We start from the raw sequence: 261 nt of genomic DNA, 5'->3' as shown, positions 1-261 counted from the left end.
TGGGGCGGTGTAGTCCAGGGTCAGGACGAAGTCGTCTGAATCCGCACTGGTGTTGCCCGCCTTGTCCGTCGCCGTCACGTGGAAGCGGTGCTCGCCTTCCGGCAGTTTCGCGACCGGTGAGAAGCTCCAGGTGCCGTCGGCCTTCGCCGTCACTTCGCCCAGCAGCCCGTTCTGATCGTAGATCTTCACGGTGCTGCCCGCTTCCGCCTTGCCGCTCAGGGTTGGCGTCGGGTCGTCGGTGCTGCTGCCGTCAGACAGGGT

Annotated in this window: 1 protein-coding gene; it reads right to left on the bottom strand. The window is 65.9% G+C overall.

The window, feature by feature from the left end:
* Positions 1-261 (bottom strand): Ig-like domain-containing protein (locus tag HV355_RS23995; protein ID WP_182403877.1); only part of this gene is annotated, 261 nt, incomplete at both ends.

It is taken from the genome of Enterobacter sp. RHBSTW-01064, assembly GCF_014103035.1.
Classification (GTDB): domain Bacteria; phylum Pseudomonadota; class Gammaproteobacteria; order Enterobacterales; family Enterobacteriaceae; genus Enterobacter; species Enterobacter mori.
Note: the sequence above shows the minus strand (reverse complement) of the source record. Positions and strands in the feature narration are given on the sequence as shown.